Source organism: Sulfitobacter litoralis, assembly GCF_900103185.1.
Classification (GTDB): Bacteria; Pseudomonadota; Alphaproteobacteria; order Rhodobacterales; family Rhodobacteraceae; genus Sulfitobacter; species Sulfitobacter litoralis.
In genome coordinates, this window is the sequence record NZ_FNJD01000001.1 from 90,904 (window position 1) to 111,030 (window position 20,127).

The 20,127-nt window shown below is 58.5% G+C and carries 19 protein-coding genes; 5 read left to right on the top strand and 14 right to left on the bottom strand.

The window, feature by feature from the left end:
* The first annotated feature begins 88 nt into the window (after positions 1-88).
* Entirely contained in the window at positions 89-511 is a 423-nt protein-coding gene (locus tag BLQ98_RS00480) for a tellurite resistance TerB family protein (RefSeq protein ID WP_208595998.1), read from the top strand.
* A gap of 22 nt (positions 512-533) precedes the next feature.
* On the opposite strand, the gene dacB is transcribed toward BLQ98_RS00480, so the two are convergent.
* The 4 genes from dacB to BLQ98_RS00500 form a co-directional block, all read right to left on the bottom strand.
* Positions 534-2,045, bottom strand: coding sequence for a D-alanyl-D-alanine carboxypeptidase/D-alanyl-D-alanine endopeptidase (dacB, locus tag BLQ98_RS00485; protein ID WP_093731399.1), 1,512 nt, complete (start codon positions 2,043-2,045; stop codon positions 534-536).
* Between the two features lie 225 nt (positions 2,046-2,270).
* Positions 2,271-2,900, bottom strand: coding sequence for a nicotinate-nucleotide adenylyltransferase (locus tag BLQ98_RS00490; RefSeq protein WP_093731400.1), 630 nt, complete (start codon positions 2,898-2,900; stop codon positions 2,271-2,273).
* 77 nt (positions 2,901-2,977) lie between these two features.
* Positions 2,978-4,531, bottom strand: a complete 1,554-nt coding sequence (locus BLQ98_RS00495) for an alanine/glycine:cation symporter family protein (RefSeq protein WP_093731401.1) — start codon at positions 4,529-4,531, stop codon at positions 2,978-2,980.
* Between the two features lie 11 nt (positions 4,532-4,542).
* Positions 4,543-4,983 carry a universal stress protein gene (locus BLQ98_RS00500; RefSeq protein ID WP_093731402.1) on the bottom strand — a complete coding sequence of 147 codons (441 nt, stop codon included), beginning with the start codon at positions 4,981-4,983 and terminating at the stop codon, positions 4,543-4,545.
* A 376-nt stretch (positions 4,984-5,359) separates the two neighbouring features.
* On the opposite strand from BLQ98_RS00500, the gene ettA reads away from it, so the two are divergent.
* Positions 5,360-7,015, top strand: coding sequence for an energy-dependent translational throttle protein EttA (ettA, locus tag BLQ98_RS00505; protein WP_093731403.1), 1,656 nt, complete (start codon positions 5,360-5,362; stop codon positions 7,013-7,015).
* Positions 7,016-7,114: 99 nt separating this feature from the next.
* Here ettA and BLQ98_RS00510 read toward each other — a convergent pair whose 3' ends face one another.
* Positions 7,115-8,074: a response regulator transcription factor gene (locus BLQ98_RS00510; protein WP_093731404.1), complete on the bottom strand. Its 960-nt coding sequence runs from the start codon at positions 8,072-8,074 to the stop codon at positions 7,115-7,117.
* A 397-nt stretch (positions 8,075-8,471) separates the two neighbouring features.
* Between BLQ98_RS00510 and BLQ98_RS00515 the strand changes: the two genes are divergently transcribed.
* On the top strand, positions 8,472-8,678 hold the full coding sequence (locus BLQ98_RS00515) for a cold-shock protein (protein ID WP_005851393.1): 207 nt from the start codon (positions 8,472-8,474) through the stop codon (positions 8,676-8,678).
* Between the two features lie 137 nt (positions 8,679-8,815).
* Positions 8,816-9,367, top strand: coding sequence for a L,D-transpeptidase (locus BLQ98_RS00520; RefSeq protein WP_093731405.1), 552 nt, complete (start codon positions 8,816-8,818; stop codon positions 9,365-9,367).
* 95 nt (positions 9,368-9,462) lie between these two features.
* On the opposite strand, the gene BLQ98_RS00525 is transcribed toward BLQ98_RS00520, so the two are convergent.
* The 7 genes from BLQ98_RS00525 to BLQ98_RS00555 form a co-directional block, all read right to left on the bottom strand.
* The gene (locus BLQ98_RS00525; RefSeq protein ID WP_093731406.1) at positions 9,463-10,452 is read right to left on the bottom strand and encodes an ABC transporter substrate-binding protein; all 990 of its coding nucleotides are present in this window, start codon (positions 10,450-10,452) and stop codon (positions 9,463-9,465) included.
* Positions 10,453-10,488: 36 nt separating this feature from the next.
* Positions 10,489-11,328 carry an ABC transporter permease gene (locus BLQ98_RS00530; protein WP_093731407.1) on the bottom strand — a complete coding sequence of 280 codons (840 nt, stop codon included), beginning with the start codon at positions 11,326-11,328 and terminating at the stop codon, positions 10,489-10,491.
* Positions 11,325-12,191 (bottom strand): ABC transporter permease, encoded by an 867-nt coding sequence (locus BLQ98_RS00535; RefSeq protein ID WP_093731408.1) that lies wholly within the window; start codon positions 12,189-12,191, stop codon positions 11,325-11,327. Before BLQ98_RS00535 ends, BLQ98_RS00530 begins: the two co-directional genes overlap by 4 nt.
* 69 nt (positions 12,192-12,260) lie before the next feature.
* Entirely contained in the window at positions 12,261-13,037 is a 777-nt protein-coding gene (locus BLQ98_RS00540) for an ABC transporter ATP-binding protein (protein WP_093731409.1), read from the bottom strand.
* A complete protein-coding gene (locus tag BLQ98_RS00545) occupies positions 13,034-13,561 on the bottom strand; it encodes a hypothetical protein (RefSeq protein WP_141135294.1) in 528 nt (175 codons plus the stop codon). Before BLQ98_RS00545 ends, BLQ98_RS00540 begins: the two co-directional genes overlap by 4 nt.
* Before the next feature lie 151 nt (positions 13,562-13,712).
* Complete coding sequence (gene hydA, locus BLQ98_RS00550) at positions 13,713-15,173, bottom strand: dihydropyrimidinase (RefSeq protein WP_093731411.1); 1,461 nt, start codon at positions 15,171-15,173, stop codon at positions 13,713-13,715.
* Positions 15,174-15,266: 93 nt separating this feature from the next.
* Positions 15,267-16,517 (bottom strand): Zn-dependent hydrolase, encoded by a 1,251-nt coding sequence (locus BLQ98_RS00555; RefSeq protein WP_093731412.1) that lies wholly within the window; start codon positions 16,515-16,517, stop codon positions 15,267-15,269.
* Positions 16,518-16,685: 168 nt separating this feature from the next.
* Between BLQ98_RS00555 and BLQ98_RS00560 the strand changes: the two genes are divergently transcribed.
* Positions 16,686-17,321, top strand: coding sequence for a TetR family transcriptional regulator C-terminal domain-containing protein (locus BLQ98_RS00560; RefSeq protein ID WP_093731413.1), 636 nt, complete (start codon positions 16,686-16,688; stop codon positions 17,319-17,321).
* 15 nt (positions 17,322-17,336) lie between these two features.
* Here BLQ98_RS00560 and preA read toward each other — a convergent pair whose 3' ends face one another.
* Together preA and BLQ98_RS00570 are read right to left on the bottom strand one after the other, a co-directional pair.
* Positions 17,337-18,641: an NAD-dependent dihydropyrimidine dehydrogenase subunit PreA gene (preA, locus tag BLQ98_RS00565; RefSeq protein ID WP_093731414.1), complete on the bottom strand. Its 1,305-nt coding sequence runs from the start codon at positions 18,639-18,641 to the stop codon at positions 17,337-17,339.
* Positions 18,642-18,661: 20 nt separating this feature from the next.
* Positions 18,662-19,984 (bottom strand): NAD(P)-dependent oxidoreductase, encoded by a 1,323-nt coding sequence (locus BLQ98_RS00570; RefSeq protein WP_093731415.1) that lies wholly within the window; start codon positions 19,982-19,984, stop codon positions 18,662-18,664.
* Between the last annotated feature and the right edge of the window lie 143 nt (positions 19,985-20,127).

Sequence of the window (20,127 nt, forward strand, 5' to 3'; positions counted from 1 at the left end):
CAATGCGCGCAGGCAGGCTGTACCTATTGCGTCCCTGTAGGCCCGTCAATAATCTGCAGATCAATGCAATAACCGAACGGAAATGCGCATGAATGACGACACCTCCCTTAGCTTAAGCGCGCAAGACTGCCTTGTCGCCATTATGATCGCGGTCTCCGCGTCAGACGAGGACATCCGCACCACGGAACTGCTCAAGATTCAGTCGGCAGTGAATATGCTGCCCGTGTTCTCCGGTTATGATCTGGACCGCATCAGCACTGTCAGTTCCATGGTCTTTGATCTGTTCGAACAAGAGGACGGGCTGGATGCCCTGTTCGGGCTGGTCAAAGCCGCGATGCCTGACCGCCTAAACGAGACGGCATATGCCTTGGCCTGTGACGTGGCCGCAGCCGACGGCACCCTCGAAGAGGCAGAGCTGCGCCTGCTCGAAGAAATCCGCTACGAGCTGGATCTGGACCGTCTGCACGCGGCCGCCATCGAACGCGGTGCCCGTGCGCGCCATGTAAAATAAGCCAGCTGGTCGGGCTAATCCGCTAAAGCGCGGCTGTATCCTTGGTCTGATGAAACGCCCCCCAGCGTTCAATCAGCCCCTGCTGCAGCCGTTTGGCCCGCCCATTCCAGGCCCGCCCCCCGTCAGGGCGTTCGCGTTGCGCCCGCGTTAGGGTCGCGCGACGGGGCATGTCGGCGGTGAACACAGCAAATGCCATCACCCGCCCGTCCGGTGCCGTCAGGTATCCTGCCAGCGCCGAGACAAAGTTCAGCGTTCCGGTTTTCGCCTCGACCTTGATCGGATGGTTTTGCACAGGACGGCCTTTGGAATCACGCAAGGAAATCGACTTGAGCAAGGGTTTCAACGTGCCAGACCCGTGGATCCTGACCAGCGCTGTCACCATGTCCTGCGACGACACGCGGCTGTCTTCCCCCAGACCGGAATGATCCACCAGCGCGGGCGCATTCATGCCCAGATTGGCCTTGGCCCAAACGTTCATTTCTGCCGCCGAGGCCCGCAAGGAAACCGGCGTTCCGGTGCGATAGACCGTGGCAGAAAGCCCCGCCATCTCGGCGATCAGGTTATTGGAATACTTCAACATATCGCGCAGGATATCGCGCAACGGCGCACTTTTTCGGGCCACCAGAACCTCGCCCTCGGGCAGACTGGTGATCAGGCTCATGTCGCGCAGGCGGATGCCTTGTGATCCAGCCAACGTCTTGAATATGTCGCCCGCATAAAGCCCCGGTTTGCGCACAGGCAACCACCGCGACCCGCCATTCCCCAAGGCGCTTTGGGCAACGCTCCAATCATCGCGCGTGCCTGCATCGCGATAGGTAAACACCGGTGAGCTGCGGTCGCTGATCTCCATCGCCGCCATCGCCACATCAGGGCGATAAGACCCCGACCGCCCGTCCATCAGTACCGAATAGCCGCCGTTCTCGCGCTTCCATTCGAAATGCACGCGGTTAAAGTTCAGCGCCAGCCCCGACACTGCCGGATTGTAGCCCACGTGATCGGGCTGGTCGGCATCAATCAACGGGAACATCGGCAGGCTGTGTTCATAGACCTTCAGCCCGCCTTTGACGCCTATGATCCCGGCCGCTTTCAGGTCGTCCACCAGCCGCGCGAGCCCGGCGGTATCCAGCGTCGGATCGCCCCCGCCCACAAGGATCAGATCGCCCTGCACTTCGCCGCCCACGACACCGCCGGTCGCCATGATCCGCGTCTCGAACTGATGCGCCGCGCCTAGCGTGTCCAGCGCGTACAGCGCGGTTATCGCCTTGGTTACGCTGGCAGGGGGCATGCCCTCAAGCGGGCCATGTTGTTCAAGCACCGCACCGGTTTCGGCGTCTGCCAGACTAAAGGTCACCATTCCGTCGAGCTTGGCTTTGTCGATCAGCTCTTGCGCAGAGGGGATTGACTGCCGGAACAGATCATCCCCGCGCAACACAGGGCGCAGCGATTCAGTCGGCGGGGCCGCAAACGCAGCCGGCGCGATTATGCCCGCCGCAGCGGACCCCAGAAAGAAACGACGTGATAAAACAGTTTTCATAAGGCGACTTAAACCTGACAGGACCCAGTGACACAAGCAGGAGCAAATCACATTTTCATGGGCGACGGGGCCAGGCAAACGGACGGGACACGCAACGCGCCATTTTGATCATGTTTGACGCTTCTCCCCCGCGTCCCGCAGGCGATTTCCTGCCAATAGCGCTTGGCGCGGGTCCAACATCTGCGCCGAAGTCCCTTTTTACCTTGGGCAGGGCGGGACACGATTCTAGGCTTTGGCGTCGCCTTTTGCAGACTGCGCTGACCATTTGCCCGCAGCGCGGATCGCGCTTGAACTGACATCGACCATCGGCACATTCACAAAACACCACGCCGGTGCCTGCGCGCGCCCCAAAAGTTGGCTGTGCCGTCCCGAAATCCGGTAGGGCGCATAAAGCGTCGCCGCGCGGCTCATCCGCGCCGAGATCCGCTGGCCAGGTCGCGCAAGAACACCCAAGGGCACCGTTTCTATGATCTGCTGCCAGTCTTGCCACAGGTGGAACTGCGCCAGATTATCCGCGCCCATCAGCCAGACGAACCGCACGCCGGGATAGCGCGCGCGCAGCGCGGCAAGGGTCTGCGCGGTATAGCGCGTGCCTAGATGGGCCTCGATATCCGTGACCTCGACCCGCGGGTGCTGCATCACCTGCTGCGCCATCGCCAGACGCTGCGCCATCGGGGCCGGACCTTGTGCCTTCAACGGGTTGCCGGGGCTCAGCATCCACCACACGCGATCCAGCCCGAAACGCTTTATCGCTTCGCGGGTGATATGCGCGTGCCCCTCGTGTGCCGGATCAAACGACCCGCCTAGCAGTCCGATCACCTGCCCCGGGGGCGCATATGGAAATGGATAACCCAACGAAAACGGCCCCCGATATACATCAGGGGCCGAAAGAAGGGCAGCAACGCCCCTTTGTCAATCGCGTAGTCCGTGCGTTAATCGACGAACTTCTTGATCTCGCCGGATTTAAGCCGCGCGAAATAGCTCTTCATCTCGCGTTTGACGATTGGCATCAGGAAGTACAGCGCCGTGATGTTCACAACCGCCATGGCAAAGATCATCGCATCAGAAAAGTCGATAACCGCCCCAAGATTGGCGGCAGCCCCCACAACGATGAACAGGCAGAAGATCACCTTGAACACGATCTCTTTGGTTTTGCCTTCGCCAAACAGATAGGTCCACGCTTTCAGCCCGTAGTAAGACCAGCTGATCATCGTGGAAAAGGCGAACAAGATCACCGCCAGCGCCAGCACATAGGGGAACCAGCTGAACCCGGTCGCAAAGGCGGCGGATGTCAGTTGCACACCGCTGGACCCGTCAACGGTCTGGATCGCGGTGCCTGCCTCGTTCAGGATGAAACGCCCTGTTTCGGGGTCCATAACCAACACGCCAGAGATGGTGATCACCAAAGCCGTCATCGTACAGATCACAACGGTATCGATGAACGGCTCAAGCAGGGAAACCACACCTTCGGTCACCGGCTCTTTGGTGCGGACGGCAGAGTGTGCGATCGCAGCCGATCCCACACCCGCTTCGTTAGAGAAAGCCGCCCGCTTAAAGCCCTGTATCAACGCACCGACCAGACCGCCTGCAACACCCAGACCGCTGAATGCACCTTCGAATATCTGACCAAAGGCCCAACCGATCTTGTCGTATTCAACGATCAGGATAATCAACGCAGCCCCGACATAGATCACACCCATCAGCGGTACGATCTTTTCAGTCACGTTGGCGATGGATTTGATCCCGCCCACGATGACCGAAAACACCACGGCGGCAAACACGATGCCCGTGATCCATCCGGGATAATCCCCGATGATACCGGCCAACTGCGCATGTGCCTGGTTGGCTTGGAACATGTTCCCGCCGCCCAAGGCACCGCCGATGGTAAAGATCGAAAAGACAATCGCCAGAAAGCCGCCCAACGGCAGGCCGCGTTCCTTAAAGCCCTTTGTCATATAGTACATCGGACCACCGGAAACGGTGCCATCGGCGTATTCATTGCGGTATTTCACACCCAGCGTACATTCGGTGAACTTAGATGCCATGCCCAGCAAACCGGCCAAGATCATCCAGAAGGTTGCGCCCGGCCCACCGATGCCCACGGCCACCGCGACGCCCGCGATGTTCCCCAGACCGACAGTCCCCGACAGCGCCGTCGTCAGCGCCTGAAAGTGGCTGACCTCACCCGAGTCGTCGGGATCGGAATAATCACCTTTGACCAGCGATATCGCATGCCAGAACGCCTTGATCTGAATAAAGCCAAAGTACAGCGTAAACACAGACGCCGCGACCACCAGCCACAGCACGATCCATGGGAAGTTTGTGCCCGGCAGCGACATGAAGATCAGGTTGACGAACCAGCCCGTCGAACCGGCAAAGATATCGTTGATGCGTTGATCCATGCCCACGGCCTCTTGTGCAGAGGCAACCATCGGCAAGGCAGAGGCAGCAGCAGCCCCCACACCCGTTGTCAGAAAGTTTTTCATGATATGACCTTTCAAGGAATGATCGTCAAAGGCACGCGGGAGGCGACGGCCAGACGGCCCGTCACGCCACCGAACATACGCTCTTTCAAACCGCGCAGACCGACACGACCCACCACGATCTGCTGTGCGCCATGTTTTTTGGCCAGATCATCCAGAATATCGGCTACATCGCCGTGCTTTACGATGCCCTGAACCGTTACGCCCTTATCGCCGGCCTTTTTCACCGCCGGATCGACGATGCGTTCACGGGCAAGCGCCAGCTCCTCTTCGCGGCGTTTGTGGCGCTGGTCATTTTCCTCTGAGGTCTGGAAACTGAACGGAGACCATTCGATCACATACACGAGCTTAAGCTCGCAATCCCCGATCAATCTGGCCTGGGTCATCGCGAAATCCAAAGCGCGCGCTCCGGCCTCTCCCCCATCCAGACCAACTATAATAGTCGAAGCTGTCATGTATTTATCCCTATGTTGAGACACGGTCTTTTTGCGGCCGCGTTGAAACGGGGCGCTGAACGCACCCGAGTCTGCAGAATATAAACGAGGTCGGAAATTTTTTTCGACTGAATTTCGTATAAAATGCGGTCGATCGTCCCCATTTACTTGGCTTTGCTCGGTTAAAACGGAAAGCTGCTGCCGAAACGCCGTCGATGGGACGTCGGGCCACGACCCAGAGCCAAGCACGCACCCTAAAAGCGGTCCCTCGGCGGCGGGTCTTCAAAACCGCACGTGATGCCTTATATATGAGCCTAATATATTGAACGTTTGCTCTTGCCCGCCAGTGGCGATATTGCACGCTCCAAATCGTATTCAGCTTACCCGAGGATTCTCAATGGCCGCCTTCCAATATGTCTACCACATGTCCGGTGTCTCAAAGACCTATCCGGGCGGTAAGAAATGTTTCGACAACATCAACCTGAACTTCCTGCCGGGTGTGAAAATCGGTGTGGTCGGGATCAACGGTTCGGGTAAATCGACGTTGATGCGGATTATGGCCGGTCAGGACAAAGACTTTTCGGGCGAAGCATGGGTCGCAGAGGGTGCCAAGGTTGGCTACCTCGAGCAAGAACCCTACCTCGACCCCGCTTTGACCGTGCGTGAGAATGTCATGCTGGGCGTCAAAAAGAAAAAGGATATTCTGGATCGCTATAACGAACTGGCGATGAACTATTCCGACGAAACCGCAGACGAGATGGCCGCGTTGCAAGACCAGATCGACGCAGAGAACCTGTGGGATCTCGACAGCCAGATCGACGTATCAATGGAAGCCCTGCGCTGCCCCCCTGATGATGCGGATGTCACAACCCTTTCTGGTGGTGAAGCCCGCCGTGTTGCCCTGTGCAAACTGCTGCTTGAAGCGCCTGAAATGCTGCTCCTCGATGAACCGACCAACCACTTGGACGCGGAAACCATTGCTTGGCTGCAGCAGCACTTGATCGACTATAAGGGCACGATCCTGATCGTGACCCACGACCGTTATTTCTTGGATAACATCACCAGCTGGATTCTCGAGTTGGACCGCGGCAATGGCATCCCTTACGAAGGGAACTATTCCAACTGGATCGACCAGAAAGCCAAACGGCTTGAGCAAGAAGCCCGCGAGGACAAGTCCAAGCAAAAGACGCTGTCGCGCGAACTTGAATGGATGCGTCAGGGGGCCAAGGCCCGTCAGGCGAAATCCAAGGCACGTATTAACGCCTACAACGAAATGGCCGACAGCTCAGAGCGCGAACGCCTGACGCGCGCCCAGATCGTTATCCCCAACGGCCCACGTCTGGGCAACAAGGTGCTTGAGGTCGAAGGCCTGTCTAAGGCTATGGGCGATAAGCTGTTGATCGAAAAGCTAGACTTTACCTTGCCACCGGGCGGGATCGTCGGCGTGATCGGGCCCAACGGCGCGGGTAAATCGACCCTGTTCAAAATGATCACCGGCCACGAACAACCCGACACCGGCACGATCGAGCTGGGGAACACCGTTGATCTGTCCTATGTCGACCAGTCGCGCGATGACCTGAACCCGGATGACAACGTCTGGCAGGCCATCTCGGGCGGGGCCGAGATCATCAAACTGGGCGACGCCGAAGTAAACTCCCGCGCCTATTGCGGTGCGTTCAACTTCAAGGGCGGCGACCAACAGAAGAAAGTCGGCCTGCTGTCAGGTGGTGAACGCAACCGTGTGCATATGGCGCGTCTGCTCAAAGAAGGCGGCAACGTCCTGCTGCTCGATGAACCGACCAACGATTTGGACGTCGAAACGCTCCGTGCACTCGAAGACGCGCTGGTCGATTTCGCGGGCTGCGCCGTGGTCATCTCGCACGACCGTTTCTTCCTTGACCGGATCTGTACGCACATCCTCGCCTTTGAAGGCGACGCACATGTCGAATGGTTTGAAGGTGGCTTCTCTGATTACGAAGAAGACAAGAAACGCCGTTTGGGCGAAGACGCCATGGAACCCAAGCGCATGAAGCACAAGAAATTCTCGCGCTGATCTAGGCGAAAGTTCTAAAGAAAAGGCCCCCGCAGGAAACTGCGGGGGCCTTTTTATTTGACGGTCAACGCGCCGAGGCGACGCAGCAAGGGTTTCCCGTTACAGCCCGTCGGCCAGTTCGGCATACCCATCGGTGCGGTCGGTGCTGGCGCTGTCGGGCACGGTTTCACGGCCCAAAAAGTCGCGCAGCGTGTTGCAGGCAGACAGCCCCGACCACAGCCGCTGGTTCGACACGAGCTTTACGGTTACATCGGCGCTGAAGTCCCCCCCGATCCGCACCGCAGTGCCGTCATGGGAGAGGATATTCTCGATATCTTTCTGAATTTCATCCGGCTTGATCCGGTGGCGTCCAATCACGGTGCCCACGATGATTCCGTCGCCGGCATAGCCCATATAGCATTTCTCGTGCACCAGCGCCGCGACCGTGGCCTGCGCAACCAAACCCATCTGGCGACAAAATTCAGCGGGGCTTGCCGCGTCAAAGATATTGCGGATTTGTGGGAGTTTCACCGCGAAAAGGTTCATGGCATAGCAGCCCTCGGGCAGGCGCAGCATGTGGTTCTCGAACCCGTGCAGATCATCCACACCCACGACATTCAGATCAAAGCTTTCGTCCACACGGACCTTCATCAGCCCCGACAGTTCCGCCAGCGTATGGGCCGCCTCGCGTTCGCGGCGCAGGCTGTCACTGAGCATCCCCGCCATGTTGATCCGCGCGCCCAGCTCGATACCGTTGAGCGGTTTGAAGATGAAATCGGTCGCCCCTGCACGGAAGGCCGTGTCCATCAGATCGTGTTTGCGGCTGCCGGTAATCATAATAATCGGCGCGCTTTTATAGGCCTGCATGGTGCGAATATCGTCACACAGTGTGATGCCATCGACGCCGGGCAACATGATATCCAACAAGAAGCAGTCAAAACTCGCCCCGTGCTCTTCGATCTTGGCCATCCCATCCTCGGCCGAGTCGGCACAAATCAGATCAAACCCAAGCGACGGCGTCAGGCAGTCGCGCAGCAGGTCAAGGATGGTAGGGTCGTCATCTACGGCAAGGATTTTCATAAAGGGGCTCACTCGTTGTCGGGTTACCAAAAAGGGGGAATCATTAAGTTTGCGATACGGCTCGGAGCAAAATCGCAAATGAATCTGTCAGCAGTGGGGCGAATTGACCCAAAGCGTTAACCGTTTAGAGGTTGCAAACGGTCAACATCTATTGGTGAAAAATGCCTTCGCCGACGGAACTGAGGCAAGAATGTGCCGAAATAAGCAATGATCGGCCTGTTTTTTAAGGCCCATTGACAGCCCCTTGCGCGAATCTCTGCGACCTGCCATATCAAAGGAGCTAACGTTATTCTTTTTCGACCAACTGTCTCCCTCATACGGCGTTCAGACTTCGATCCAGACCGACAACGCCAAGCCATCGCACGACGCGGATGGCATACTAGAGGAGACTACGGATATGGCCACTGGCACCGTAAAATGGTTCAACACAACTAAAGGCTTCGGCTTTATCGCACCCGATGGCGGCAGCAAAGATGTATTCGTACACATCTCCGCTGTTGAGCGCGCAGGCCTGACCGGTCTGGCCGACAACCAGAAAGTGACATTCGACATCGAAGCTGGCCGTGACGGCCGCGAATCCGCGTCGAACATCGCACTGGCATAAGCCATGCAGGGCCTTAGGCCCGCACCATGAATTTGCCGGCTGACCCTCACGGGACAGCCGGTTTTTTTATGTCCTAAAGGTTGCAAAACACACCCCAAGGGGCAAAATACCGCCATCACATCCTAAAGGAGCCCTCCATGCGCCGCCGTCAATTTATCGCAGGTTCTTTGGCCGCCCTCGCCTTTCCGCACGCGCTGTTCGCCGCTGGTGCCGCCTATGACCCCACGCCGCAAATGGTGTCGATCAAACCGCAATATGCCGTAGGCGAATTGCTGATCCTGCCCCGCAGCCATTACCTGTATCTGGTGACCGCCCCTGGTCAGGCCATGCGATACGGCGTGGGCGTCGGCAAAGCGGGTCTGGAATTCACCGGCACCGCGACTATCGACGTTAAAAAGGAATGGCCCACCTGGCGCCCCACGGACGAGATGATCGAACGCGAACCCAAATCCTATGCAAGGTTCATCGGGAACACCGACGCGCAGCCGGGTGGCCCCAGCAACCCACTGGGCGCGCGCGCGCTGTACCTGTTTCAGAACGGCAAAGACACGTATTTCCGCATCCACGGCACCACCCAACCCAGCAGCATCGGGCGTTCTGTCTCGAATGGCTGCATCCGGATGCTGAACACACACGTCAAGGACCTGTACCAGCGCGTGCCCATCGGCACCAAGGTTACCGTCCTTTAAGCAACAGACCTACAACGTAAAAGGGGCTGGCATCACTGCCAGCCCCTTCGCATTTCTGCACTGTGTCGGGGACGTATCCCTTAGTTCAGCGCCCCTCAGTTCAAGGCTTTGTCAGTGATCGCATGGGTCCATGCGCCCGACGGCTCGGCCGTGATGACGGGGTCCGACCCACCAGACAGCAGCGATTGCACGGTCCGCTCATAGTCTGCTTCGTCCAGCGCGCCGTTGCTGCCTGCGGTCAGCTTGGCCACTTCGCCCATCATGCGTTTCTGATGCTCTTCGGTCTGGGCACCGGAAGCGTCATTGTCCAAGACGATTTCCGCGGCTTCATCAGGATTTTGCTCGGCGTATTTCCAGCCCTTCATCGACGCCCGCACAAAGCGCACCATCTTTTCCTCGAACGCCGGATCGGCAAGGTTCTCTTCCAGTGCGTACAGCCCGTCTTCCAATGTGGCGACGCCCTGCTCTTCGTATTTGAACACGTTCAGATCATCTGGCGTCAGACCTGCGTCGATCACCTGCCAGTATTCGTTATAGGTCATGGTCGACACACACGCGGCCTGATTTTGCAGCAGCGGGTCCACGTTAAAGCCTTGTTTCAGCACGGTGACACCATCTTCGCCGCCTTCGGTGGGCAGCTCAAGCTTGTTCATCCAGCTGAGGAAGGGGAATTCGTTGCCAAAGAACCAGACGCCCAGTGTCTTGCCCTTAAAGTCATCCGTGGTCTCGATCCCGGCGTCCTTGCGGCAAGTCAGCATCATGCCCGAGGATTTGAACGGTTGCGCGATGTTCACCATCGGCAGGCCCTTCTCGCGCGCGGCCAAAGCGGCGGGCATCCATTCAACGGCAACGTCCGCTCCGCCACCGGCCAGAACCTGGGTCGGCGCGATATCCGGACCGCCCGGTTTGATCGTGACGTTCAGGTCTTCTTCTTCATAGAACCCCTTATCTTGCGCCACATAATAGCCCGCGAACTGCGCTTGTGTGACCCACTTCAGTTGTAGCGTCACATCATCCGCAGCTTGCGCCATGGTCCCCATCAGGCCCACAGCGGCCCCGGCGACATATGTTGATAGTTTTTTCATTATTATATCTCCCTCTTGGTTGGTTGGTCGTCTTGGTTAGTTCCGCTGGCTCGGGTGCCAAAAGGTCACCCGCCGTTCAAACAAGGACATCGCGCCATAGAAGGCGGAGCCGGCAATCGCCGCGACAACAATCTCGGCCCAGACCAGATCAAGCGCAAGCTGACCGACCGAGGTAGAGATGCGAAACCCCATTCCCCGCACGGGAGAGCCGAAAAATTCAGCAACAATAGCCCCGATCAACGCCAAGGTCGTGCCGATCTTGAGGCCATTGAACACGAAAGGCATCGCAGCAGGCAAGCGCAGCTTGAACAACGTCGCCCAATAACTGGCTGCATAGGTCCGCATCAGGTCGCGCTGCATCGTATCCGTCGCTTGCAGGCCCTGCACGGTGTTCACCAGCATCGGAAAGAACACCATGACGACCACCACGGCGGCCTTTGACTGCCAATCAAACCCGAACCACATGACCAGAATAGGCGCCATGCCGATCACCGGAAGTGCCGCGACAAAGTTCCCAACCGGCAATAGCCCGCGTTGCAAAAACGGAAACCGGTCAATCGCAATGGCGATCAGGAAGGCCGCACCGCAGCCCAAAACATAGCCCGACAGCGCGCCCTTTAACACGGTCTGCACGAAATCCACCCATAGGATATCGACCGACGACACCAACCGCAGCGCGATCAGCGACGGCGCAGGCAGCAAGACCTGCGAAATCTCGAGCCCCCGCACGATGCCTTCCCACACGGCGATCAACGTCGCGCCAAAGACCAACGGTGCGGCCAACGACACCCAGCGTGCCGGCCGCAATCGCGCCAGCCGGATGTTGACCCACATGCCAAAGGCCCATGCCACTGCTGCAAAAACCAGCCAGATCATCGCGCCATCCCCATCCGTTTCAATGTCACACGCTGGATCAAGCCAATAATCCCCACCAGCAACGCAGCTAGGGCCGCCGCCATGATCAGCGCGCTCCAGATCTGGATCGTCTGGCCATAATAGCTGCCAGCCAACAACCGCGCGCCCAGACCCGCAACGGCACCCGTTGGCAGCTCACCAATGATGGCCCCCACCAGCGACGCCGCCATCGCGATCTTGAGCGAGGTAAAGAAATACGGCATCGATGCAGGCAACCGCAGCTTCCAGAACGACTGGGCCGTGCTCGCATGCCAAGTGCGCATCTGGTCCAACTGCATCTGGTCAGGGCTACGCAGCCCTTTGACCATGCCGACGACCACGGGGAAGAAAGACAGATACATGCTGATCATTGCCTTGGGCAGCAAGCCCGACACGCCCACGGCGTTCAGCACCACAATGATCATCGGCGCAATCGCCAGAATGGGAATGGTCTGGCTGGCGATCACCCAAGGCATCACCGACATATCCATCACACGGTTGAACACGATCCCCACCGCCAACAACACCCCCAGCAAAGTCCCCATGCCAAAGCCCAGCAGGGTCGCGCTGAGCGTGATCCAGGAATGATAGACCAAGGACCGCTTCGACGTGACTTTCTTCATCAACGTCGTGTCCCAGATCTCTGACGCGACCTGATGCGGCGCGGGCAGTTTGGGCTTTTTCTGCGCCCAGGTATCCGCGACCAGTGACGTGGCGGTCACCGTCTCGCCCGACCGTGTGGCCTTGTCATAGGTCCAGTCCGCATTCAGCCAGACCGCCGCCGCATACCACAGCGCAAACAAGACCCCGACCACAGTCAGGACAGGCAGGAAGTTCGACCTCATCGCGCGCCCCCCTGCTTCCAGATGGTCCGAAAATCCTCCCCGAAGGGCCGGGCTGCAGCAAGCGCGCTATCAGTCATCCGCATGCCCTGCCCGCAACCCTTCGCGCACCCGATGCGCGATCTCCAGAAACTCGGGCGTTTCGCGAATATCCAAGGGGCGCTCTTTCGGCAGAGGGCTTTCAATGACATCTGCAATCCGTCCGGGACGCGGGCTCATCACCACGATCTTGGTGCTCAGATACACCGCCTCGGGGATAGAGTGGGTGACAAAGGCAATCGTCTTTTCGGTGCGCGCCCACAGACGCAACAGCTGTTCGTTCAAATGGTCGCGCACGATCTCGTCCAGCGCACCAAAGGGTTCGTCCATCAGCAAGATATCCGCGTCAAACGCCAAGGCCCGCGCGATAGAGGCCCTCTGCTGCATCCCGCCCGACAGCTGCCAAGGGAACTTGCGCTCGAACCCTGCCAGCTCGACCAGCTCCAACACTTGGCTAACCCGCTTCGCCTGATCGGCTTTGGAATACCCCATAATTTCGAGCGGCAGACGGATGTTGCCGCCAATCGTCCGCCACGGATACAGCCCCGCCGCCTGAAACACATAGCCATACGCTCGCGCCCGCCGCGCCTCGGCAGCGCTCACGCCATTGACAGTGATCTCGCCACCCGTTGGCTGCTCAAGGTCCGCCATACAGCGCAGAAACGTCGTCTTACCGCAGCCCGATGGCCCGATAAAGCTGACAAAATCGCCCTTTTCAATATTAAGTGACACATCTTTCAGCGCATGCACAGGGCCGTCGTTGGTTTCAAATGTCAGGGATAGGTTCTGGGCGCTAATCACTGTTTTCAAGCTTCTTCTTCCTTGTTTAACCTATATGAGCCATTTTGAATGCGAATATACCCTGCATTTAGCATCTTCTCATGATGGAGGTCGTATATTTCTCTGACCAGTGCATTTGGGGTTCGATGCACCTCCATTTCATTCCAAGCGACTGTTCCGTGGGAAATACTTTGAATTATCAGTTCCATAACCAACATGAGACCTGCTAGCTCGGAGTTAATCCTCGCAAGCGTCTCAAACTTCATTTCCGTGTTCTGATATGTAGCACTATGCGTCTTACTAGGCTCGATCCTCTTTAGCTTGAACCTTTGAAACACTATTTCTCTTTCGCTAACCATAGAGACCTGCCCGTGAGCAACTGCGTTTCGAAACTCAAAGGTTTCTGAGACTAGAACACCTATTTGAGGCCAACCACCCAAGTCTAAGATGGCGCGTTCCGGTTTGGCTACTAAGTCAGAGTCTATCAGCTTTCTCACAAACTTGAACTTGTCTTGAAAAGACTTTGGTACATCCTTTGAGAATGCGTAAATCACTGACCGATCTAGGCCGCTGTGCGCTTGCCATGCAATTTCATCTAAAAGAGTTTCTAGGCATCCAAACTTGACGATGAAATCCCCAATAGCTGGAGACCAAAGGCTATAGAAGATCTGCGGTTGTCGGCTTTGCTGTTCATACATTATAGCCTCAGATCCCCGCAGGGATGTTCAACGGATCGCGTTTGATCAGTTTCGGCGCAGTCAACTCTTTCCACTTGCTCAGCGCAAGGTTGGCTGACGGGAAAGCAGGCCGCGGCACAAAGCGTCCGCGTCCGGGGTTGGGCTGCGAATTCTGCCCCCAGGCCCAGATGACCTCGCCGCGACTGAGGGTATAGCGTGCCTGCGCCTTGACCTCAAAGCCTTCAAAGACGTTGTAATCCAGAATGGAATGGTGGTTCGCCGTCGAAATCGTCTTGCTGATTTTTGGATCCCAAACCACGATATCCGCATCGGCCCCTTCGACGATGGCCCCTTTGCGCGGGTAGATGTTCAGGATCTTCGCCACGTTGGTCGAGGTCGCCGCGACGAATTCATTGGGTGTCAGCCGGCCCGTCTCGACGCCTTCGGTCCAGAGCACCGCCAGACGCTCTTCCAGCCCGTTCGACCCGTTGGGGATGATGCGGAAATCGTCCTTGCCCGCGCGTTTTTGCTCGGTCGAGAACGCGGCGTGGTCCGTCGCAACCACCTGCAACGATCCCGACTGCAAGCCCGCCCAAAGGCTGTCCTGATGGTCCTTGGACCGGAACGGCGGCGACATGACACGGCGCGCGGCATGGTCCCAATCTTTGTTGAAATATTCGCTTTCGTCCAGAGTCAGGAACTGGATCAATGGCTCGCCATAGACCCGCATCCCCTTTTGCCGCGCACGGCGGATCGCCTCGTGGGTCTGCTCGCAAGAGACATGCACGATATAAAGCGGCACGCCGGCGGCATCTGCGATGGTGATCGCGCGGTTCGCGGCTTCGCCTTCCAGCTCGGGCGGACGGGAATAGGCGTGACCCTCCGGCCCCGTGATCCCCTGATTAAAATACTTCTCCTGCAGGGCCGCGACCAGATCGCCGTTTTCGGCATGCACCATCGGCAGCGCACCCAGTTCGGCACAACGCTGGAAGGACGCGAACATCTCGTCATCCTCGACCATCAAGGCCCCTTTATAGGCCATGAAGTGCTTGAACGAATTCACCCCCATGTCGACGGCGTCTTTCATCTCGTCAAAGACATTCTCGTTCCAACCGGTGATCGCCATGTGATAGCCGATATCCGAACAGATTTGCGGTGCGGATTTGCGATGCCATTCATTGATCGCGTTCTTGATCGACCCATCCGCACCCGGCAGACAGAAATCCACAATCATCGTGGTCCCGCCCACAGCCGCGGCCCAAGTCCCCGTCTCGAAGGTTTCGGCCGCCGTGGTCCCCATAAAAGGCATCTCGAGGTGGGTGTGCGGATCAATACCCCCGGGAATGACATAGGCCCCTTCGGCGTCGATATATTCGTCGCCCACCAGATCCTCGCCGATCTGCTTGATGATCTCGCCCTCGATCAACACATCCGCTTTCCAGGTCCGATCCGCCGTGCAGACCATGCCGCCCTTGATAACCTTGCTCATCTGTTCTCTCCCCTGTCTGTCTTCCAAATGGTCCAAATCCCGGGGGTCTGGGGGCTGGCCCCCAGGGCGCGCCCGCTCAGGCCCCCGACGGGTTCAGCCCACAATCTCTGCCGTTTCCAGCACCGCATGCAGCAAAACATCGGCACCCGCTTTGGCCCAGTCTTTGGTGATCTCTTCGGCCTCGTTATGGCTTAGCCCATCGACGCAGGGGCACATGACCATCGCGGTCGGGGCCACCCCGTTGATCCAGCAGGCATCGTGACCGGCCCCCGAGATGACATCCATATGACTATACCCCAACCGCTCTGCTGCAGAACGGATGGCCGAGACGCAGCCCTCGTCAAACGTCACGGGATCAAAGCCGCCGACTTTTTCAAAGGCGACCTCAAGCCCCATGTCATTGGCGATCTTCTGGCCTTCGACGCGCAGACGCTTTTCCATATCTTCGATCACGCTCAGATCGGGCGACCGGAAATCGACGGTAAAGATCACTTGACCCGGAATGACATTGCGCGAATTCGGGTAGACCTCGAAATGCCCTGCGGCACCAACCGCGTGGGGCGCGTGGGACCATGCGATCTGGTCCACGGCCTCAAGCATGCGCGCCATGCCAAGCCCTGCGTTCTTGCGCATGGGCATCGGGGTCGATCCGGTGTGTGCATCCTTGCCGGTGACGGTGACTTGGGTCCACGACAGCCCCTGCCCGTGGGTGACGACACCGATATCCTTGCCTTCGGTCTCAAGGATCGGGCCCTGTTCAATGTGCAGCTCGAAAAAGGCGTGCATCTTGCGGGCGCCGACCTCTTCGTCGCCTTGCCAGCCAATCCGCTTGAGCTCATCACCAAAGCTCAGGCCCTCGGCGTCGGTCTTGGCATAGGCCCATTCTTGCGTGTGGATGCCGGCAAAGACACCGGACGACAGCATGGCGGGGGCATAGCGGGTGCCTTCTTCGTTGGTCCAGTTGGTCACGACCACGGGGTGCTTTGTCTTGATCCCCAGATCGTTCATCGTGCGCAGCAATTCCAACCCGCCAAGCACGCCCAATACGCCGTCATATTTCCCGCCCGTAGGCTGCGTATCCAGATGCGACCCGACATAGACCGGCAGTGCATCGGGGTCAGTGCCATCGCGCTGCGCAAACATGTTGCCCATCGTGTCGAGACCCATGGTGCAGCCGGCCTCCTCGCACCATTTCTGGAACAGGGCGCGGCCTTCGGCGTCTTCGTCGGTCAGCGTCTGGCGGTTATTCCCACCTGCCACACCGGGGCCGATCTGGGCCATCTCCATCAGACTGTCCCACAGACGATCAGGGTTGATCTTCAGGTTTTCACCGGGCGCGGCCATAGCGGTTTCCTTTGCGTTTTCTACCTTGTGCAAGGCGTAAATTTTTACCATTTGGTAAATCCACGATTGCGGCTAGGGTTAAGTCTGTCAAGAAATGCTTTCCTTGGGGCGACCCGTCACTGGCGGACTGCCGCATTTTCAGGCACTTACACCGGAAGGGACCGCGCCATGCCCGACGCCACCGCCAAGAAAAAGCCCAGCCGAATCCAAAGGCGCAACCGGCGTGTCATCCTGGACGCCGCGCTGGATGTTTTTTCCAGCTACGGGTTTCGGGGTGCCACGCTGGATCAGATTGCCACAGAGGCAGGGCTCAGCAAACCAAATATATTGTATTATTTCAGTGGCAAAGAAGAAATTCATACGACCCTTCTCAGCCAGCTTATGGAAACATGGCTGGACCCTCTGGTAGAGCTCGATGCCCTTGGTGACCCGCGCACAGAGCTGTTGGATTACGTGCAGCGCAAGCTGGATATGGCGCGGGATTTGCCCCGCGAGAGCCGGCTGTTCGCTGGTGAAATTTTACGCGGTGCGCCGCATATGGGCCCTCGATTGCAAAGCGATCTTAAGCCGCTTTTTGATGAAAAATGCGCCGTCATTGCGGCTTGGATGGACGCAGGAAAGATCGCACGAATGGACCCGAGGCATCTGATATTTTCGATCTGGTCCACAACGCAGCACTATGCGGATTTTGCCCCACAGGTGGCGTTGTTGCTTGAGGGCGACGCCGAACAGCATCAACAGGCGTCGGATCATCTACGGCTGATGTTCTCTACGTTGCTGACCCCCGCCGCGCCTGAACAGTAGCGGCGGAGGCAAGGGTCACTCTGCCGCCGTGGCAGAGGGGTTGTTCGGGTGCGTCGTCCAGTTGGCATACGCCGCTTCGACCGTTTTTCCGGTACGCGGGTCCGTGGTGCCCGTGGCCAGTTCCACCATAGAGATGCAATCCTCGACGGGGCAGACATTGACGCACAGGTTGCAGGCCACGCATTCATCGTCAATCACGCTGAATGTCCGGTCTTCGGACATGGCAATCGCCTGGTGCGACGTGTCTTCGCAGGCCGCAAAGCAACGCCCGCACGAGATGCACAAATCCTGATCAATCTTGGCCTTGGCGACATAGTTCAGGTTCAGCTGGTTCCAGTCGGTCACATTCGGCACCGCACGGCGCACCAGTTGATCGACCGAAGTCATCCCCTTGTCGTCCATATATTCCGACAGGCCGCTGATCATTTCCTCGACGACCTTAAAGCCATAGGTCATCACGGCGGTACAGACCTGCACGTTCCCCGCCCCAAGTGCGAGAAACTCTGCCGCGTCGCGCCATGTGGTCACGCCGCCGATACCACTGATCGGCATATCAGCCGTGGCAGGGTTGCGGGCAATCTCGGCCACCATGTTCAGCGCAATTGGTTTCACTGCCGGTCCGCAATAACCGCCATGGGTGCCTTTGCCGTCGATTGTCGGTTCGGGCGCGAACAGATCCAGATCGACCGAGGTGATAGAGTTGATCGTGTTGATCAGGCTCACCGCATCCGCACCACCGCGTTTCGCGGCCTCGGCGGGATAAAGCACATTGGTGATGTTCGGCGTCAGCTTCACGATCACCGGCATGCGCGTGTATTGCTTGCACCAGCGGGTGACCATTTCAATGTATTCCGGCACCTGCCCCACGGCCGATCCCATGCCGCGTTCCGCCATGCCGTGCGGGCAGCCAAAGTTCAGCTCGATCCCGTCGGCACCGGTGTCCTCCACATGCGGCAGGATCGCTTTCCACGCCTCTTCCTCGCACGGGACCATGATCGAGGCGATCAGCGCACGGTCGGGGTAGTCGCGTTTGACCGCTTTCATCTCGCGCAGGTTCACCTCAAGCGGGCGGTCGGTGATCAGCTCGATGTTATTGAGCCCCAGCAGCCGCCGGTCCGCTCCATAGATGGCACCGTAGCGCGGGCCGTTGACGTTGACGACCGGCGGGCCCTCCATGCCGAGCGTTTTCCACACGACACCGCCCCACCCCGCCTCGAAGGCGCGGCGGACGTTGTATTCTTTGTCCGTTGGCGGCGCGGATGCCAGCCAGAACGGGTTCGGGCTTTTGATGCCCACGAAGTCGCTTCTTAGATCAGCCATTTGCGTTCTCCTGTAGGGGCTTAACCCATCAATACCATGTGAATATCCATCGCCGCGTCGCGTCCTTCGGCGACAGCGGTCACGGTCAGGTCATCGCCGCCGCTGGCGCAATCCCCGCCGGCCCAGACCCCATCGACGCTGGTGCGCCCGGTGCCATCGACCTTGATCTTGCGCGCCTCAAGCGTGGGCAGCGCGTCGCCCTGCAAGGTCTGGCCGATGGCCTTGAACACTTGATCCGCAGCAAGGCGCAGGGTCTGACCTGTGCCCTGCATCTGGTCGTCCACATACTCGAATTCGATCTCGCGCACGGCACCGTTGCCGATCACGGCGACCGGCGTGGCATGGGTCACGATCCGCACGCCCTTAGAGGCCGCGAGATCCTGTTCGAACACGCTGGCGTTCATCCGGTCCCGCCCGCGGCGATAGACCAGCGTCACATTCAACGCCCCCAGCAGCTTCGCCTGAATAGCCGCGTCAATCGCGGTCATCCCGCCGCCGATCACCACCACGTCACGACCGATCGGGACCGCAGCCACATCGCTCGCCTGACGCAGATCGGCGATGAAATCGACCGCATCCAGCACGCCGGTCTTATCCTCGCCCTCGGCCCCCAAGGCGTTCACACCGCCAAGGCCCATACCAAGGAACACGGCGTCGTATTCCGCCCGCAAACTGTCCAGCGTCATCGCCGCCCCAAGGGCTGCGTTATTCTGCACGGTGATGCCGCCGATCTTGAGCAGCCAGTCGACCTCTGCCTGCGCGAACCCGTCTGGTGTTTTGTAGGTGGCGATCCCGTATTCATTCAGACCGCCGGGCTTGGGCCGCGCGTCAAAGACGGTCACATCATGCCCCATCATCGCAGCACGGTGCGCACAAGAAAGCCCTGCCGGACCTGCCCCCACGACCGCGACCCGTTTGCCCGTCGGTGCTGCGCGTTCAAACGGGTGCACCCCCTTGGCCTGCAGATGGTCCGTGGCATAGCGTTGAAGCTCGCCGATCTTGACCGGCTTGCCCTCAGCCACTTCACGCACACAGGCCTGTTCACACAGCTGTTCGGTCGGACAAACGCGGGCACACATGCCGCCCATGATATTCTGGCTCAGGATGGTCTTGGCCGCAGCATCCGGTGTGCCGGTGGCGATCTGCCGGATGAACAGCGGAATATCGATGTCCGTCGGGCACGCCGTGATGCACGGCGCGTCGTGACAGAAATAGCATCGGTCTGCGGCGACCAGCGCCTCGTGCACATCCAGCGGCGGGTGCAAATCCGAAAACTGCGCGGTGTAGGCATCAGCGTCCAGCCGTCCGGCAGCGACCCCCGGTTCAAAGATTTTCTGCGACATTTTTTTATCCCTGCTGTCACTATTTATTCAGAAACGCTCCCACGGAATGATTTTTTTATCAACTGGTAAAATTATTTCACTGTTGTGAAATTTCATGCGCAAACGCCCGCCTGTTGTGAATTTGCGGGCAAAAACTCTTGATT

Coding starts and splice junctions, on each gene's coding strand:
- BLQ98_RS00480 (WP_208595998.1), top strand. CDS start 89: ATGAATGACGACACCTCCCTTAGCTTAAGCGCGCAAGACTGCCTTGTC.
- dacB (WP_093731399.1), bottom strand. CDS start 2,045: ATGAAAACTGTTTTATCACGTCGTTTCTTTCTGGGGTCCGCTGCGGCG.
- BLQ98_RS00495 (WP_093731401.1), bottom strand. CDS start 4,531: ATGAAAAACTTTCTGACAACGGGTGTGGGGGCTGCTGCTGCCTCTGCC.
- BLQ98_RS00500 (WP_093731402.1), bottom strand. CDS start 4,983: ATGACAGCTTCGACTATTATAGTTGGTCTGGATGGGGGAGAGGCCGGA.
- ettA (WP_093731403.1), top strand. CDS start 5,360: ATGGCCGCCTTCCAATATGTCTACCACATGTCCGGTGTCTCAAAGACC.
- BLQ98_RS00510 (WP_093731404.1), bottom strand. CDS start 8,074: ATGAAAATCCTTGCCGTAGATGACGACCCTACCATCCTTGACCTGCTG.
- BLQ98_RS00515 (WP_005851393.1), top strand. CDS start 8,472: ATGGCCACTGGCACCGTAAAATGGTTCAACACAACTAAAGGCTTCGGC.
- BLQ98_RS00520 (WP_093731405.1), top strand. CDS start 8,816: ATGCGCCGCCGTCAATTTATCGCAGGTTCTTTGGCCGCCCTCGCCTTT.
- BLQ98_RS00525 (WP_093731406.1), bottom strand. CDS start 10,452: ATGAAAAAACTATCAACATATGTCGCCGGGGCCGCTGTGGGCCTGATG.
- BLQ98_RS00530 (WP_093731407.1), bottom strand. CDS start 11,328: ATGATCTGGCTGGTTTTTGCAGCAGTGGCATGGGCCTTTGGCATGTGG.
- BLQ98_RS00535 (WP_093731408.1), bottom strand. CDS start 12,191: ATGAGGTCGAACTTCCTGCCTGTCCTGACTGTGGTCGGGGTCTTGTTT.
- hydA (WP_093731411.1), bottom strand. CDS start 15,173: ATGAGCAAGGTTATCAAGGGCGGCATGGTCTGCACGGCGGATCGGACC.
- BLQ98_RS00555 (WP_093731412.1), bottom strand. CDS start 16,517: ATGGCCGCGCCCGGTGAAAACCTGAAGATCAACCCTGATCGTCTGTGG.
- BLQ98_RS00560 (WP_093731413.1), top strand. CDS start 16,686: ATGCCCGACGCCACCGCCAAGAAAAAGCCCAGCCGAATCCAAAGGCGC.
- preA (WP_093731414.1), bottom strand. CDS start 18,641: ATGGCTGATCTAAGAAGCGACTTCGTGGGCATCAAAAGCCCGAACCCG.
- BLQ98_RS00570 (WP_093731415.1), bottom strand. CDS start 19,984: ATGTCGCAGAAAATCTTTGAACCGGGGGTCGCTGCCGGACGGCTGGAC.